Below are 15549 nucleotides of genomic sequence, written 5' to 3'. Positions count from 1 at the left end.
CTACTATTTTTTCTGGATGACTGCGTAATAAAAGCCATCCATGGCATCGACACCGGGTAAAACCTGACGTCCGTACTGCTGTGCGATCCCCCATTCTACGTCAACAATAGGCTGCACTTGCGCATCCGGATGTGACTCACAGAACGCGGCAACCACTGCCTCATTCTCAGAAGGAAGAATTGAGCAGGTCGCATAAACGATGCGCCCGCCAGAATTCAGCAAATCCCACATGGTGTTTAGAAGTTTGTGCTGCTGAATGTGTAACTCGGCAATATCTTCTTGCCAACGTAACACCTTAATATCCGGATGGCGACGAATTACGCCAGTTGCGGAGCATGGTGCATCAAGCAGGATTCGATCAAAGCCAGGCTTTGTCCACTCACCAGGCTCTCCGGCATCCGCCAGTACAATCTCAGCCTCTAAGCCTAAACGTTCCAGATTTTCACCAATGCGCAACAAACGCATTTCGGTGTTTTCAACTGCAACCACTTTGATATTGGCGGTGTGCTCAAGCATATGCCCGGTTTTACCACCCGGCGCTGCACAAGCATCCAGCACTCGCATGCCCGGCTCACACTCCAATAAAAACGCCGCTAGCTGAGCGGCGGCATCTTGCACCGAGACAAAGCCTTCATTGAAGCCCGGCAGCTCAAACACCGACATTGGTTTTTCTAAAATCAATGCCGATGGAACTAGGGGATGGACTGTACTTTGAATATCTTCAGCCTGTAGCATCGCCTGATATTCATCCCGAGTATTCTGCGATAAGTTCACTCGCAAAGTCATCGGCGCACGTTCATTGCTTTGCTTTAATACCGACTCCCACTGCTCAGGCCAAGCCTCGCGCACAGAATCTAACAGCCATTGAGGAAAGGCATAATGCGCAGTTTCAATCTCTTCAATCTGGTGAAGAACAGACTCTTTACGACGCAAGAATGTTCTTAGTACACCATTAACAAACTTCACCGCCCATGGCTTTCTCAAGCCTTTGACGGCTGCAACGGTTTCATTAACCGCTGCATATTCTGGCGCACTTTGATATAACACCTGATACAGACCAACTCGCAATAAACACTCAACGTCTTTATCTTTTGACTTTAATGATTTGGTTAGCAAGATATCTAAGATAGCGGTGAGCCGCTCATGCCAACGCAGAGTACCGAAGCACAGGTCGCGAACCATCGGATCACTGGCACTGTCTTCTGTCAGCAATTGACTTAAAGACGTACCGCCGTAAATCACTTTTTCCAGCATTAAAGCCGCTATTGCGCGTGGGTTTTTCTGACTCATGAGGGGAAATGCTCTCCGGCCAAACTGCGGCCATTTAGAAATTCAGTAACCGACAATGCTTTTCCGCCGGGAAGTTGTAAGCGCGTGAGGAGCAATACTCCCTCACCCGTGGCAATTCTGATACCTGTTTTATCTTCTGATAATACAGTACCCGGTGCTGCAGTGACTGTTTCACCCTCAGCCACCGATGACATCAACAAACGCAATGGCTTACCATTTTTCTGCGTATAGGCCATTGGCCACGGATTAAATGCGCGGATGGTACGATCAATTTCTACCGCAGATTGCGACCAATCGATCTCTGCCTCAGCCTTAGTTAGCTTGCTGGCATAACAAGTCAATGACTCGTCCTGCACTTCTGGCTTTAATTCGCCAGCTTGCAATTGATTTAATACTACCAGCAACGCTTCAGCACCATCTGCCGCTAAACCATCGTGTATAGTTTCCGACGTATCTTGTGGACCAATCGGGCGGAAGGTTTTATACAACATATCGCCAGTATCTAAACCAGCGGCCATTTGCATAATCGTGACACCAGTCTCTTGATCACCCGCTTGAATGGCGCGATGAATTGGTGCAGCACCACGCCAACGAGGCAATAGTGAGCCATGTATATTTAAGCAACCAAAGCGTGGCGTATCCAATACTGACTGTGGCAGGATCAAACCATAAGCAGCAACGATCATGACGTCGGCATTGTAAGCTGCTAGCTGCTCACGTGCCTCTGCTTCTTTAAAATTCAGGGGCTGCTCAACAGGTATACCCGCATCCATTGCAACCTGTTTAACCGGGCCGGGTTGCAACTTACGCCCACGACCTGCCGGGCGATCTGGCTGCGTATAGACAGCCACGACTTCATGCTCAGAGTCTAACAAAGCGCGTAAAGCCGGCACTGCAAAATCAGGAGTTCCAGCGTAGATCAGCCGCAAGCGGTCACTCATAACGCACCCTGTTTAGCCATCTTTTCCAGCTTTTTGCGAACTCGCTGCTGCTTTAATGGCGACAAATAATCCACAAATAATTTACCCTGCAAGTGATCCATTTCATGCTGAATGCAAACAGCTAATAAGCCTTCTGCCTCCAACTCAAACGGCTTACCATCGCGCCCCAATGCACTGATCGTAACCTCACTGGCACGCTCAACTTCCGCGTAATACTCAGGCACAGATAAGCAGCCTTCTTCAGACACTTCTTTGCCCGATTTAGCAATGATTTTAGGGTTAACCAAATACAACGGTTCATCTTTATCCTCAGAGAGGTCGATGACTACAATTTGCCGATGCACATTAACCTGCGTTGCAGCCAAGCCAATCCCTGGTGCGTCATACATGGTTTCGAGCATATCATCCATGATGCCGCGCACCTCATCATCAACCACATCGACAGGCACAGCCTTTGTGCGTAGTCGGGCATCGGGATAGCTTAATACTTTTAAAACTGCCATTTAAATTACCGTAAGTCTGAAATTCATGCGTGCTTAATATCCCCTAAGATACTATAGCCCGAACATAATAACGAATAAGAACGAGAGGGCAAATTATGTCTTTCACCATCTCACGACAGGTTTTCACCTCTGTTATCGTGCTGAGCTCCATTTTACTAGGAGGCTGCGACAAAGACACAATTAAAAAAAATCTTTCTTCACCGTCCCGAGTCAGCGCTAGCTCCGATAACGGACAGTATGACGACGCCTATGGCATGCCGCCAAGCGCCGCCGAAATCAATTCCCAAAACCCTAAAGTTAAGCGCACAGTGACCCGAACCAAAGGAACACTGAAAGGCGATGCACCATTGCGCTACAAAGTTCGCAAAGGCGATACACTCTGGGGAATCGCCAACAAATTCCTCAAAGACCCTTGGTTTTGGCCGGAAATTTGGGACAAAAACCAACGCATCAACAATCCACACCTTATTTATCCGGGCGACGTATTATACATATATCGCGGCCCGAAAGCAGTTCGCGGTCCTGATACCGTCACTATTAGTGACAGAATGTCGCCGACTATCCGTATCGAACGGACCGACGGCACCGGTGAGCCTATTTCAACCCTCGCGCCTTTCTTGTCTTGGCCTCGGGTATTGGATGAGGCAACCATCAAAAATGCACCGTATATTGTTGATGGTCAGAGTGAACATTTACTAATGGATGTTGATTCCAATATCTACATTAAGAACCTGAACGGACAAGCCTTAGAGCGATACGCGGTATTCTCCAAAGGCAAGCCAATGAGTGACCCAGAGACCGGTGAACACCTTGGCTATGAAGTCAGCTATGGCGCTCAAGCTCAAATAGAAAAAGCCGGCCCTATTTCTACGGCTCGCTTGATGGATATGAAGCGCGGAGTTCGCGTGGGTGATCGCTTGTTTAATATCAGCAATCACGACAGCATTCTTAATACCCGAATCGAAATCCCCAGACATAAGGTCCGCGGTACCGTAATGAGCCTATACGACGCCACCCACATTAGCGGCACCAGTATGATTATTACTATTAATAAGGGTAAACGTGACGGAATCAAGCCTGGCTATGTTGTTGGTGTTTATCAACCGGGCCGTTCTATTGCCGATCCACATCCGCAAGAGAACAAAGGCTATGTTGCCGCCGGTGATAAGTTGACGCTACCGCCTGAGAAAATTGCTCATGCCGTGGTTTACAGTGTGAGTGATCGCCTAAGTTATGCGCTGATTACAAAGTCTCAACACGCTGTGAAAAATGGGTATAAAATAGGTAACCCTTGACCTACAGGCCAAATGCTTCGATGACATCTCAATCGCTATCAGCCTGGATCTCGCTTTGGCGGGCTCCGGGCATTGGCTGCCAAGCCTTTCATAAACTTCTCAGCCACTTTGGCGATCCGGAAGCCGTGCTCGCCGCTAACAGCAATCATTTGAAACAAGCTGGCCTAAGCGACAAACAAGCAGACTCCATTCGGTCGATCGATCAGGATAAATCCAAACCAGACCTCCTATGGCTGGAAAAAGACAACCATCACCTGATTACGATTAATGACCCGCAATACCCTGCATTGCTAAAGCAGATTAGTGCTGCGCCACCTCTATTATATGTACATGGCAATGTTTCACTATTGAGTGATCCGCAGATTGCTATTGTTGGCAGCCGTAGCCCTACTCCCGGCGGCAAGAATAACGCCTTTGAATTTGCCCGATACTTTGCCAACACGGGTCTCTGTGTGACCAGTGGCTTGGCCATGGGTATTGATGGTGAGGCGCATCGTGGCGCTTTGGCAGATAACGGCGCCACCATTGCAGTCACTGCCACCGGATTGGACCGGGTTTATCCCGCCAAACACCGTGAGTTGGCCCATCAAATAGCCGAAACGGGTGCCTTGGTCAGCGAGAACCCTATTGGCACCGCGCCACATGCCAATAACTTCCCGCGACGTAATCGTATTATTAGCGGCTTAAGCCTCGGCTCTTTAGTGGTTGAAGCAGCCCAGCGTAGCGGTTCCTTAATTACGGCTGATTACGCTAATGAACAGGGGCGCATGGTGTTTGCCATCCCGGGTTCGATTCATAATCCCTTAGCCCGTGGCTGCCACCGACTGATTCGCCAAGGCGCGAAGTTGGTTGAAACAGCACATGACGTGATGGAAGATCTCGCCGCACAAATTGACCTAAGCCAGCTGTTAAGCACAGAAAGCACGCCTGAAAAAGTTGCACCCGAAGTGGTCGAAACCACCCAAAATGACGATAACACCCGACTACTGGACGCAATGGGCTATGATCCGGTATCAATAGACCAATTAGTCGTACAAACGGGATTGACCCCTGCTGCACTTTCATCCATGCTTTTAGTCATGGAATTGCAGGGCTTAATTGCAGCCAATGGACGGGGTAGTTACACGCGCATTCGTGAGTAGCTAGTGTTCTTTTGGTCGTAATTTTCACCCTTGCTTAACACAGCGGATGGAAAAATTACCCAACTATGAACACCAAAGAAAATACACTGGACGTGCTTTTTTACCTGTTTGAAAATTATTCTGAAGTAGACAACGTGACCCATAATAAAGCTGCTCTCCATCATTATCTGCAAGAAGCAGGATTCCCGAATAACGACATAAGCAAAGCGTTTGACTGGCTGGAGAGCCTGGCGGATAAAAGCGAAGTCTATATTCGCGAGCCAAGCCCTGGTAGCTTGCGTGTGTTTTCCCGCTATGAATCTCGCTGGCTAAACTTTGAATGCCAAAGCTACCTGATGTTTCTGGAGCAGTCTAAAGTACTGACTCATGAAATGCGTGAGCGGGCGATCGATCGAATTCTAGAGCTTAAAGATGTTGATCTCGACTTAAACAAGTTGAAATGGGTTATCCTAATGCTGCTGCTTAATCAGCCAGATTCTGAGGCGTCTTATATTTGGATGGATAGTGTAGCAATGGGCGACAAGCCACTGAGTTACCACTAAAAGCACAACCTGATTTTGCATTAGCTGCAGGACTTTCAAACAGTCCCTGCTGGCAAATTCCTAATGCAATCACTTTACTCAGCTTCTGGATACAGTGTATGGTTGCCACAAATTTATAACCATGACTGACAGAAATATGAGTCTAAATCTCGTCATTGTAGAATCTCCCGCAAAAGCCAAAACTATTGAAAAGTACCTGGGTAAGGACTTTGAGGTATTGGCTTCATACGGCCATGTGCGTGACCTTATTCCAAAAAGCGGTGCCATTGACACCGACAATAATTTCGCCATGCACTATGAATTGATCGATCGCAATAAAAAGCATGTCGATCGCATCGTAAAGTCATTAAAAGGCGCTAAGAACCTCTATCTCGCAACCGATCCCGATAGAGAGGGTGAGGCTATTTCATGGCACCTTTATGAGTACCTGAGAGAGAAAGAACTACTAACAGACAAAGAAGTGTCGCGAGTAGTCTTCTACGAAATCACCAAAAAAGCCGTTCAGGAAGCCGTTGCTAATCCTCGCTCGCTCGCCATGCCAATGGTTGATGCACAGCAGGCTCGTCGTGCACTGGACTACTTAGTAGGTTTCAATCTATCTCCATTACTCTGGAAGAAGATTAAGCCAAGCCTATCGGCTGGCCGCGTACAAAGTCCTGCCCTACGCATGATTGTTGAGCGCGAGGAAGAGATCGAGAAGTTCATTCCTCAGGAGTACTGGACACTCGATGCCAGCGTCGATAAAGATGAACAGCCATTCAATGCTCGTTTACATACTTTAGATGGTAAAGCCTTAAAACAATTTGATATCAATACGACAGAGCTGGCCAATGCTGCCAAGCAAACACTGTCTAATGAATCAGGCTTAGTGGTTAATGCCGAGGGTGAAACAACTTCTCCTGGCACGCTAACCGTTACCCGATTAGAGAAAAAGCAGCGCAAGCGTCATCCATCCGCGCCGTTTACTACCTCTACACTACAACAAGAAGCTTCCAGAAAGCTGCGCTTTACAACTCGTCGCACCATGAGTGTTGCACAGCAGCTGTATGAAGGAATTGACTTAGGCGATGGCGCTGTTGGTCTGATCTCCTATATGCGTACCGACTCTGTGGCACTGGCTGATGATGCCGTGAATGACTTGCGCAACTTGATTGAGCAACGCTACGGTAAAAATGCGGTTAACCCTGAAGTACGGACATTTAAAACTAAGTCCAAAAATGCTCAGGAAGCGCATGAGGCTATTCGCCCTACTTCGGCTGGTAACGTACCGGACGAAATTAAAAAGCATCTTACTGATGAGCAGTTCCGCCTGTATGACCTTATCTGGAAGCGCACCGTGGCTTGTCAGATGATTCATGCCACACTGGATACTGTGTCAGCTGACCTATCTTGCAGCGAAGGAAACTTCTTCCGTGCAACCGGTTCTGCCGTTCGTGACCCTGGCTTTATGTCGGTGTATCAGGAAGGCGATGACAGCAAGTCAGATAGTGAAAATGAGAGTGCAGCAGCTTCCAGCAACGACAAGATTTTACCAATCATGGAAGAAGGCGATAAGCTTAACTTGCATGCGGTACAAGCAGATCAGCATTTCACAGAGCCACCACCGCGCTTCTCGGAAGCCAGCTTGGTTAAGACTTTGGAAGAGTTCGACATCGGTCGCCCATCGACTTATGCCAGCATCATTTCAACTCTGCAGTCTCGCGAATATGTGGAACTGGAAAACAGACGTTTTTACCCGACAGATATCGGTAAAATCGTTAATCGTTTCCTGACACAACATTTCACTCAGTACGTGGATTACAACTTTACTGCGAACTTGGAAAATGAGCTGGATGAGATTTCCCGTGGCGAGAAAGAATGGATTCCCGTTCTGGAAGCTTTCTGGAATCCGTTCCATGAGCTAGTCGTCGACAAAGACGAGTCTGTTACTCGCGAAGAAGTCATGCAGGCCCGTATTTTGGGTACCGATGAGGCAAGCGGCAAGCCAGTTTCTGTACGTATGGGACGCTTCGGTCCCTTTGTCCAGATCGGTCATCGCGATGATGAAGAAAAGCCGCTATTTGCCAGTCTGCGCCCCGGCCAGAAAATGGATAGCGTCACCTATGAAGATGCGATGGAGCTGTTTAAGCTACCGCGCGATTTGGGTGAAACCGACGAAGGTGAGAAAATTAGCACCAACTTTGGTCGCTTCGGACCTTATGTGAAGTACGGTTCAAAATTTGTCTCACTGGCAAAAGACAACAATGACCCTTACACCGTCACTCGTGAAGATGCGCTTGAGCTGATCGCCCAGAAGAAAAAGGCTGATGCTGAAAAGTTGATTCAGGACTTCCCAGATGAAGGCATTCAGATATTGAATGGCCGCTGGGGACCTTATGTCACCGACAAAAACAAAAATGCGCGTGTTCCGAAAGATGTTGATGCCAAAACATTAACGCTGGAAGACTGTGTTCGCATGTTGGCGGAAGCACCAGAGCGTAAAGGCCGTGGTAAGAAAGCCGCTGCTAAAAAGACGACAGATAAAGCTGAAACCGCAGCGAAGAAGGCTCCCGCTAAGAAAAAAGCACCAGCCAAAAAACCTGCTGCGAAGAAGCCTACCGCAAAGAAAACAACAACGGCCAAGAAAGCACCTGCTAAAAAAGCCACGACGACTGCTGCGGCAAAAAAAGCGCCAGCAAAAAAGCCAGCGGCTAAGAAGGCAACCGCAACCAAAGCGGCTACACCCACGCCAAGCAGTGATGCGAGTGATTCAGACACTAACTAATATGCACTTAGTATGTTAATTACTCACGATATTTCATTAATTGCGCAACAGGTCACCGCTGGCGGCGTGATCGCTTACCCAACCGAAGCAGTCTTCGGCTTGGGTTGCGATCCCGCTAATCTCGACGCGATCCAGCGACTGCTTGAAATTAAGCGCCGCCCTGTCGAAAAAGGCCTGATCCTTATTGCCTCGCACTTTGGTCAGGTCTCACGCTATCTTGCAGATGATATAAATCCCAGCGCAGAGCAAATGCAAGCTGGCAATATCACTTGGGTATTTCCTGCCAAAGCTGAGACATCAATGCTTCTGCGTGGCGATCATGACACCTTAGCAATACGCGTCACTCGCCACCCTTTGGTTCGTGAGCTTTGCGACCAGCTCGGTAGTGCGCTCATCTCCACCAGCGCCAACCTCACCGGCGAAGCGCCTTGTTATACAGCGCAGGCCGTGTTAGAACAGTTTCAGCAACATGCAAATCAACCTGATGCGGTATTGGATGGCCCAACTAGCGGCCAACTAAACCCCACCGAAATCCGCGATGCAATCAGCGGAACAACCCTTCGTCACAGCTAATAAAATATGGCTCTACTACGTTTACAAAATATCCAACTCAGTTTTGGTGGCCCCGCCCTGCTCGATGGCGTCAACCTCAGCATTGAGCCGAATGAACGCATCTGCTTAATCGGCCGTAACGGTGCCGGTAAGTCTAGCTTGCTCAAGGTAATCAATGGCATTCATCAGCCTGATTCTGGTGAGCGTATTCTGGAGCAAGGCACGGTCATCACTCAGCTGGAGCAGGAAGTGCCCCAGTCTATGGCTGGCACCGTGTATGACGTGGTCGCCGGTGGCTTATCGGAAGTCGGTGACCTATTACAGGAATTCAACCATCTAAACGAGCATGCGGATTTTAACGATCCTCGCTGGATGGACAAACTGGAAGCCGTACAACAAAAGCTGGAAGCTTGTGATGGCTGGCAGTATGGCAATACCATTGATAGCACAATTTCCCTACTCAAGCTTGACCCGACCAGCGAGTTTACTCAACTCTCCGGTGGTGTGAAGCGTCGTGTATTGCTTGCTCGCGCACTGGTTCAGAGCCCGGATATTTTACTACTGGATGAGCCTACCAACCATTTAGATATCGAAGTTATCCAATGGATGGAAGAGTTCCTGCTGAGCTATAAAGCCACTTTAGTCTTCATTACCCATGACCGTAGCTTCCTACGCCGTCTGGCGACTCGTATCGTAGAGATTGATCGCGGACAAGCCACTAGCTGGCCGGGTGATTATGAAAACTTCCTACGCCGTAAAGCCGAGCAATTAGAAGCAGAAAGCGCTGAAAATGCACGCTTTGAAAAGAAGCTGGCTCAAGAAGAAGTCTGGATTCGCCAAGGCATCAAAGCCCGTCGTACCCGTAACGAAGGCCGTGTCCGCGCACTGGAAGCCATGCGTAAAGAGCATGCAGCAATTCGCCATGTGCAAGGCAAAGCCAAGCTGGAAATGGATAGTGGCGAGAAGTCCGGTAAAAAGGTTGTCGAAATCAAACACGTCAACTACAGCATCGGCGACCGCCAACTCGTTGATGATTTCTCTATTCTGGTGCAGCGTGGCGACCGTATTGGTTTAATCGGACCTAATGGTGTCGGTAAAACCACCCTGCTGCGCATTATGCTAGGCAAATTAGCGCCGGACTCCGGTACTGTCGATCTTGGTAGCAACTTGCAAGTCGCCTACTTTGACCAGTTACGTGATCAGCTAGATGAAGACCGCTCAGTAAAAGACAACTTAGATCGCGGCGCGGATAACGTCACGATTAATGGCAAGAGCAAGCACGTTATCAGCTATTTGCAGGATTTCCTGTTTACGCCACAGCGTGCTAACTCGCCGGTTAATTCATTATCCGGTGGTGAGCGTAACCGTCTGCTACTCGCGAAGCTGTTCATTAAGCCCGCTAATATTTTGGTACTCGATGAGCCGACCAATGATCTGGATGTGGAAACACTGGAGCTATTGGAAGATTTACTGCTGAATTACGATGGCACCGTCTTAATCGTGAGCCACGACCGTACCTTTATCAATAATCTGGTCAGCAGCTGCCTGATCTTTGAAGGCAATGGTGTGGTTCGTGAATATGTGGGTAGCTATGATGACTGTACTGCACAGCAAAAAGAACGTGCTGCGCAAGAGTCTAAGCTTCAAGCGAACAAAGCGAAAAACTCAAAGCCTGCAGACAATTCAGCAGCTGCGAGCAAGCCAGCTAAAAAGCTAAGCTATAAAGTACAGCGGGAATTAGAGCAATTACCGCAGGAAATTGAAGACTTAGAAACCAAGATCACTACGATTGAAGCTGAAATGGCATCCGCAGAATTCTTCAAGCGAGATCAGGATTCAGCCAAAAAAATTACGGACAAGTATCAATCCTTGCAAGCAGACCTTGAAGCAAAGTATGCTCGCTGGGAGTCTTTAATGGATGAAACAGCATGAATATTGCAGATTATCGGCGCGAATACACGCAAAGCGGTTTGTATGCAGCAGATCTGGACCCAGACCCGCTCCGTCAGTTTGATCGCTGGTTTACACAAGCACTAAAGTCGGACTATCCAGATGCCAATGCCATGACACTGTGTACTGTATCGGCCAGTGGAAAACCGAGCTCACGCATTGTATTACTTAAGGAATTTGACAGTAATGGCTTTGTGTTTTTCACCAACTACTCCAGTGCTAAAGCGCGGGATATTGCTGAAAACAACCAAGTCTCATTGTTATTCCCATGGTTACAAGTAGAGCGTCAGATTGAGATTTGCGGAACGGCTAAAAAGATTTCAGAGAGCGAGTCTGCAGAATATTTTCATTCACGTCCGGAAGGCAGCCAACTGGGTGCATGGGCTTCACATCAAAGTCACCCGATCGACTCCCGTGAGCAGCTGATGCAGAAGCTCACTGATGTGAGCACTCAATTTAGTGGCAAAGAGATTCCACTGCCCGAGTTTTGGGGTGGTTACCGTGTATCACCTGAGACCATTGAGTTCTGGCAGGGTCGTGAAAACCGTCTGCACGATCGCTTTGAATATCGCCTAAAAGAAGATCACTGGGATTTGCAGCGCTTACAGCCTTAACAAAGCCACAAATTACAGACATAAAAAATCCCGGTCATTTGCCGGGATTTTTTATGCTTATCAAACCAGCTTATTATTTCAGCTGCTTAATTAGCACCATACTTTTCAGTACATTCTGAGCTTCAAACAGCTGGAAGTCAGTCTCTACCAAGTTTTTATTCTTGGCATCATTCGCTTCTTTACTGTCCTTCTCTTCATCTTTAGTCGCTTCACTGGCAATATCCTGCGCAGACTTAGAAGGCTTCTCTTCTTCGCCGGTTGGATTAGATAAGTGACCCGCTAAATCCGCTTCAGATAACGGCTGGAACTCTTCTTCCGTCTTATCCTTACCATTAGTCAGCTTCAGTGGCTCTACTTTAATATCCGGCTCAATACCCGTCGCCTGAATCGAGCGACCTGCAGGCGTGAAGTAACGCGCAGTAGTCAACTTAACCGCTGAGCTTTGATCCAATGGCAATACCGTTTGCACAGAGCCTTTACCGAAGGTCTTCACACCGACGACCAAAGCACGCTTATGATCTTGCAACGCCCCTGCGACGATCTCAGAAGCCGACGCAGAACCTTGGTTCACTAACACAACCAATGGCGCGCCATCTAATATATCACCGGCTTCAGCGTCGTAGCGCATTACTGCGTCTTCAACACGGCCTTCGGTGTAAACAATCTTGCCAGACTCAAGGAACAGATCACTCACCCCAACAGCGCCGTTTAACACGCCACCTGGGTTGTTTCGTAAATCCAGAACCAAACCTTTCAGCTCGCCACCATTCTCTTCAACCAGTTTGGCAATACCTTCGGCAACACCCTTAGTGGTTTTAGACTGGAAGCTTGAAATTCGTAAGTAACCAAAGCCATCTTCCAGCATGCGCTGCTTGACGCTTTTTACTTTAATAATGTCGCGCACAACTTTAATCGTGAACGGCTTATCTTTGCCTTCGCGAACAATCATTAGATTGATCGGCTCGCCAGGCTTACCGCGCATGATTTTAACCGCATCGCTTAAGGTCAAACCTTTAACCGGCTTATCATCAAGGCGAATAATCAAGTCACCCGCTTGGATGCCTGCTTTTTCTGCTGGCGTATCATCGATTGGTGAGATGACTTTCACAAAGCCATTTTCCATTCCCACTTCGATACCTAAGCCACCAAACTCACCGGAGGTTCCAACCTGCAATTCAGTGAATGCATCTTCATCAAGGTAGGCGGAATGAGGATCAAGTCCGGTTAACATACCGCTGATTGCATCACTCATCAGCTTCTTGTCATCGACTTCTTCGACGTAGTCACGCTTAATCCGCATGAATACTTCAGTAAATTTTCTTAACTGCTCAAGAGGAACTGCTGTGGAGTTATCTTTGAACGCGAATACGTTCAAACTAGCTGTACTTACCCCGCCAACTACTGCGCCAATTAGCAGGCCTGTAGTTAGTTTTTTATTGATCTTGAATTGCATATATTCTCCAGTGGAAACATCCGCTAATGCATGATGGATGTTTGAATCTCGCTCGTTATTATTGTCAAGCTCGTTGCGACTCACCGAGTTTAAGCATTTAGCTGGAACTTTGCACTTCGTTTATTCAGAAAAGCACGGAAAAATTCCTAACAAAAATAACTTTGCGACACATAAGGTTTTATTTACACCATCTGGAAGGGTTTTTAGTCGTTGCCCCTTTGCGGATTTCAAAGTACAAAGCATTTTCGCTATGCTCTCCGGAATTCCCCACTGCGCCAATCACATCCCCGCCCTTAACAATATCGCCGGTTTTGCGATACACCGCACGATTATAAGCGTAGAGAGTACGGTAACTATTATCGTGCTGCAAAATAACCACATAGCCATAACCCCGAAGCGGGCCAGCGTATTCCACTTTCCCGCGTGCAACAGCGTGTACTCGCTGTCCGCCCGGTGCTTTAATCAACACCCCTTTCCAAGTTTGCTTGTCGTTTCGCTTACTACCGTACTTTTTATACAAAGTACCCTGCACCGGCCAAGGCAAGCGTCCCCGCAGGGAAGAAAAGGGTCGATTGGCAACAAATTTCAAATCAGCCACCGGTGGTGCAGGTTTGGGAGCTGGCTTTGCGGCAACCGTTTGCCTAGGCTGAGCTGCTGAGCTTGAAGCCTGACTCTTAGCCGCTGCGGCTGCCTTATTTGCAGCTATTCGCGCCTCTTCCTTACGAGCCTTAGCTTGCTGCTCTCTAACCAATTTTTCAAATACTGCTTGCAGTGCTGCTTCCTGCTTTTTCAGGTTTGCCAAGTCCTTACTTTTATCAACGACTTCTGATTTAGCACGCCCCAGTGCCACCTCATTTTTTCTCAGCTCAGCACTTAACTGCTTTTTATCCTGCGCTAAACTTGTCTGCAGCTGCTTCAAATCTTGACGATCCTTAGTAATCGAGGCTTCTAGCGCTTCGGCTTCTTTCAGTGTTTTTCGCACTCTTTCAATCCGCTTAACCCGACTGCGATTAAGGTATTCAAAGTATTTAGTGGTGCGGCTGATGTCTGAAGGGTCATCTTCTTTAAGTAACAGGCGTAAATGAGATTCTTCGCCCGAGCTGTACATCGCTAACAGCTGCTTAGCCAAAGCCTCTTTTTCATCTTTGATGCGTACTGACAAATCCTGTTTTTTCTTATTCGACTCGATCAGCTGCTGAGTAATGCGTGAAATGCTTTGCTCAGTTTCATACTCTTTGCGTGACAGACGATTGATTTCAGCTTGGTTCTTACTCAATTCTTTCTGTAACGAGGAGGAATAAGCTTTAGCTTTATTTAAACTGCTACTCGCCTTTGAAATTTCATTCTTGATTTTTTGTTGCTGGGTTTCTGCATAAGCAGACGACAAACTGAGTCCGCAGCACAGCGCGCTGAGGATAAATAGACGATAGATCAAAGCAGTTACCTGAAAAATAATTTTTCTAATCGCTTTAGCTTATAACTTTAGCTGTTTGATATTCAAGTGACTTTACATATAAACTACATTAAAGTATCAGCTTATACTAATTAACTAAACACCCTGACAATGAGCAGAGTAATCACACATGACTAGCGGAACTTTAAGCACCAGCAACGCCCCCGCCTTTAACAGCAAAGACCTACTTAGTCGCGAACAAGACATTGAACAAGCATCCCGCTCTCTGAAAGCCATTTCCCACCCACTACGCCTGAAAATTTTGTGCGTACTAGGTACCAATGAAGTCAATGTTCAAGACATCGTCGAGTCGGTTGGCACCTCGCAAAGCAATATTTCTCAACACTTAGCCATCCTGCGCGACAAAGGGGTACTCGGATCACGCAAGGAAGCGAATAAAGTCTTCTATCGCGTTGCTGATTCGCGCACCTTAAAATTGATTGAAATGATGCAAGAAGTGTTCTGCAAGCCTCGCTAGCCAGCTAAATTCCTCTTAAAATTACCACCTAATTATAAATCTCTGACAGTTTTGTACGATAAGCTTTGCGTGAGACTTTACCAAGCGCCGCGCAAACGGTATCTTAACGCCCTGTCAATTCATCACATGGTTATAAAATGCAAGAATATATCGAATTTGCCCGCGCAAACCCTTTATTGTTTCTGGGTTTTTTTGCGGTACTCGCGCTGATTATCTGGACAGAATACGGTCGTATGACACGTAAATATCAGGTGGTACCCGTCAATACCGCGGTTAAACTGATGAATGATGATAAAACATTGGTTCTGGATGTCCGTGAAGATCGCGAAATTCAGGATGGTATGATTAAAGGCGCTAAGCACATTCCACTGGGTAACTTAAGCACCCGACTGAATGAGCTGGAAAAATACAAAAACTCTCCAGTGCTAGTGTATTGCCGCACTGGAAACCGTTCAGGTGGCGCATGTCAAACACTGACTAAAGCCGGTTTCGCGAATGTTAATAATATGAGCGGCGGCATTGTTGCCTGGGAAACAGCCGGCTTACCATTGGCTAAACGATAAACTCAGGAC

The 15549-nt window shown here is 47.5% G+C and carries 14 protein-coding genes; 9 read left to right on the top strand and 5 right to left on the bottom strand.

Annotation, left to right across the window (positions count from 1 at the left end):
* Positions 1-3: 3 nt before the first annotated feature.
* The 3 genes from rsmB to def are packed head-to-tail and all read right to left on the bottom strand — an operon-like array spanning position 4 to position 2734.
* The gene (gene rsmB, locus LEUMU_RS0102220) at positions 4-1290 is read right to left on the bottom strand and encodes a 16S rRNA (cytosine(967)-C(5))-methyltransferase RsmB (protein WP_026744408.1); all 1287 of its coding nucleotides are present in this window, start codon (positions 1288-1290) and stop codon (positions 4-6) included.
* Positions 1287-2231, bottom strand: a complete 945-nt coding sequence (fmt, locus tag LEUMU_RS0102215; RefSeq protein WP_026744407.1) for a methionyl-tRNA formyltransferase — start codon at positions 2229-2231, stop codon at positions 1287-1289. Before fmt ends, rsmB begins: the two co-directional genes overlap by 4 nt.
* The gene (gene def, locus LEUMU_RS0102210) at positions 2228-2734 is read right to left on the bottom strand and encodes a peptide deformylase (protein WP_022950649.1); all 507 of its coding nucleotides are present in this window, start codon (positions 2732-2734) and stop codon (positions 2228-2230) included. The genes fmt and def overlap by 4 nt, the downstream gene beginning before the upstream one ends.
* A 95-nt stretch (positions 2735-2829) precedes the next feature.
* On the opposite strand from def, the gene LEUMU_RS0102205 reads away from it, so the two are divergent.
* From LEUMU_RS0102205 to pdxH, 7 genes are all read left to right on the top strand, one after another.
* A complete protein-coding gene (locus tag LEUMU_RS0102205) occupies positions 2830-4029 on the top strand; it encodes a LysM peptidoglycan-binding domain-containing protein (RefSeq protein WP_022950648.1) in 1200 nt (399 codons plus the stop codon).
* Between the two features lie 20 nt (positions 4030-4049).
* On the top strand, positions 4050-5171 hold the full coding sequence (gene dprA, locus LEUMU_RS0102200) for a DNA-processing protein DprA (protein WP_022950647.1): 1122 nt from the start codon (positions 4050-4052) through the stop codon (positions 5169-5171).
* Positions 5172-5236: 65 nt separating this feature from the next.
* Positions 5237-5713, top strand: coding sequence for a Smg family protein (locus tag LEUMU_RS0102195; protein ID WP_022950646.1), 477 nt, complete (start codon positions 5237-5239; stop codon positions 5711-5713).
* Positions 5714-5849: 136 nt separating this feature from the next.
* The gene (locus LEUMU_RS24255) at positions 5850-8477 is read left to right on the top strand and encodes a DNA topoisomerase I (RefSeq protein ID WP_022950645.1); all 2628 of its coding nucleotides are present in this window, start codon (positions 5850-5852) and stop codon (positions 8475-8477) included.
* A 12-nt stretch (positions 8478-8489) separates the two neighbouring features.
* Positions 8490-9050: an L-threonylcarbamoyladenylate synthase type 1 TsaC gene (tsaC, locus tag LEUMU_RS0102185; protein ID WP_022950644.1), complete on the top strand. Its 561-nt coding sequence runs from the start codon at positions 8490-8492 to the stop codon at positions 9048-9050.
* Positions 9051-9056: 6 nt separating this feature from the next.
* On the top strand, positions 9057-10961 hold the full coding sequence (locus LEUMU_RS0102180) for an ATP-binding cassette domain-containing protein (protein ID WP_022950643.1): 1905 nt from the start codon (positions 9057-9059) through the stop codon (positions 10959-10961).
* On the top strand, positions 10958-11593 hold the full coding sequence (pdxH, locus tag LEUMU_RS0102175; RefSeq protein WP_022950642.1) for a pyridoxamine 5'-phosphate oxidase: 636 nt from the start codon (positions 10958-10960) through the stop codon (positions 11591-11593). The genes LEUMU_RS0102180 and pdxH overlap by 4 nt, the downstream gene beginning before the upstream one ends.
* Before the next feature lie 73 nt (positions 11594-11666).
* On the opposite strand, the gene LEUMU_RS0102170 is transcribed toward pdxH, so the two are convergent.
* A complete protein-coding gene (locus LEUMU_RS0102170; RefSeq protein ID WP_022950641.1) occupies positions 11667-13046 on the bottom strand; it encodes a S41 family peptidase in 1380 nt (459 codons plus the stop codon).
* A 178-nt stretch (positions 13047-13224) separates the two neighbouring features.
* Positions 13225-14481, bottom strand: a complete 1257-nt coding sequence (locus LEUMU_RS0102165) for a murein hydrolase activator EnvC family protein (protein WP_022950640.1) — start codon at positions 14479-14481, stop codon at positions 13225-13227.
* Positions 14482-14629: 148 nt separating this feature from the next.
* On the opposite strand from LEUMU_RS0102165, the gene LEUMU_RS24250 reads away from it, so the two are divergent.
* Entirely contained in the window at positions 14630-14977 is a 348-nt protein-coding gene (locus tag LEUMU_RS24250) for an ArsR/SmtB family transcription factor (RefSeq protein ID WP_022950639.1), read from the top strand.
* 137 nt (positions 14978-15114) lie between these two features.
* Positions 15115-15540 carry a rhodanese-like domain-containing protein gene (locus LEUMU_RS0102155; protein WP_022950638.1) on the top strand — a complete coding sequence of 142 codons (426 nt, stop codon included), beginning with the start codon at positions 15115-15117 and terminating at the stop codon, positions 15538-15540.
* Positions 15541-15549 lie beyond the last annotated feature (9 nt).

This window comes from Leucothrix mucor DSM 2157 (assembly GCF_000419525.1).
Classification (GTDB): domain Bacteria; phylum Pseudomonadota; class Gammaproteobacteria; order Thiotrichales; family Thiotrichaceae; genus Leucothrix; species Leucothrix mucor.
The sequence above is the reverse complement of the archived record's forward strand: the minus strand, read 5'-3'. Positions and strand labels throughout refer to the sequence as shown.